This is a genomic window from Curtobacterium sp. 179-B 9B NHS, assembly GCF_045370965.1.
In the GTDB taxonomy this organism is placed as follows: Bacteria; Actinomycetota; Actinomycetes; order Actinomycetales; family Microbacteriaceae; genus Curtobacterium.
The window spans coordinates 1-1027 of sequence record NZ_JBIQDQ010000040.1; the positions used below are offsets into that span (position 1 = coordinate 1).

Annotated in this window: 2 protein-coding genes; both read left to right on the forward strand. The window is 73.5% G+C overall.

Annotation, left to right across the window (positions count from 1 at the left end):
• Positions 1-207 precede the first annotated feature (207 nt).
• On the forward strand, positions 208-378 hold the full coding sequence (locus tag ACH0A8_RS16400) for a CsbD family protein (RefSeq protein ID WP_066656081.1): 171 nt from the start codon (positions 208-210) through the stop codon (positions 376-378).
• 65 nt (positions 379-443) lie between these two features.
• Positions 444-1027, forward strand: a 584-nt coding sequence (locus ACH0A8_RS16405; protein WP_406907577.1) for an Asp23/Gls24 family envelope stress response protein, incomplete at its 3' end; no start/stop codon positions are given.

Genomic DNA, 1027 nt, shown 5'->3' on the forward strand with positions numbered 1-1027 from the left:
GGCCGACAGATCCCGGTCCTGGTCCACCTCACCGGCGGCACCCGCACCGCACTGGCACGCACCACCCGCGTCCAGTAGCCCCACCCGGCGGACGACGCCGGACACGAACGCACCACCAGCACCACCGCAACCCGGTCGGACGAGGCAGACCGAGCCTCCCGACCGTCACCACCGGGCACCAGCCCACGAGAGAGAAGGGAACCCACCATGGGACTCGACGACAAGATCAAGAACGCCGCACAGGACCTGACCGGCAAGGCCAAGGAGGCCTTCGGCAACGCGACGAACAACGACGAGAAGGTCGCAGAGGGCAAGAAGGACCAGGCCGCTGCGAGCGCCAAGCAGACCGGCGAGGACGTCAAGGACGTCTTCAAGTAACAGCGGACCACGGCCGTCGCTCCCCGAGGGGAGCGACGGCCGTCCTGTTCACAGAGGAGGAAGCCATGCAGCACGATCCGAACGCCCGGACGCAGATCACCGAGGTCGACCTGCCGCCCGAGCTGACCACCCCGCTCCCCGAGGATGCCGGGCCCCTGGTGGTCGCCGCCCGCACCGCGGCGGAGACGGCGCTCGGCGTGCCGGGCGTCCACCACCTGGGCGGGCTCGTCGCCCGCGCCGCCGACCGCGTCCGCTCGCAGCTCGGCCGCACCGCCGGAGCGCCCGGGGTGCAGGTCGACGACAACGACGGCACGCTCGACGTGACCGTGTCCGTCGTCATCAGCTACCCGCAGCCCGTCCGCGAGGTCGCCGAGGAGGTCCGCCGCCAGGTGGCCGCCGCGGTGTCGCAGCTCGGCGCCGGACAGCCCACCACGGTCGACGTCCGCGTGCTCGACGTGCACGGACCCTTCGACGACGAGCCGACCCCCGTCGACCGGGCCCGGGAGGCCGTGGGCGATGCGGTGGACCGCACGAAGGAGGCCGTCTCGGGTGCCGCGGAGGACGTCCGCGGCGGTGCCGCCGAGGTCGCCGAGCGTGCACGGGACGCCGCGCAGGACGCGGCGGGTGCCACGCGCGAGGCCGCCGGTCG

What these genes read in the sequence shown, in the direction of transcription:
- ACH0A8_RS16400 (WP_066656081.1), top strand. Translation starts at nt 208, where the DNA reads ATGGGACTCGACGACAAGATCAAGAACGCCGCACAGGACCTGACCGGC.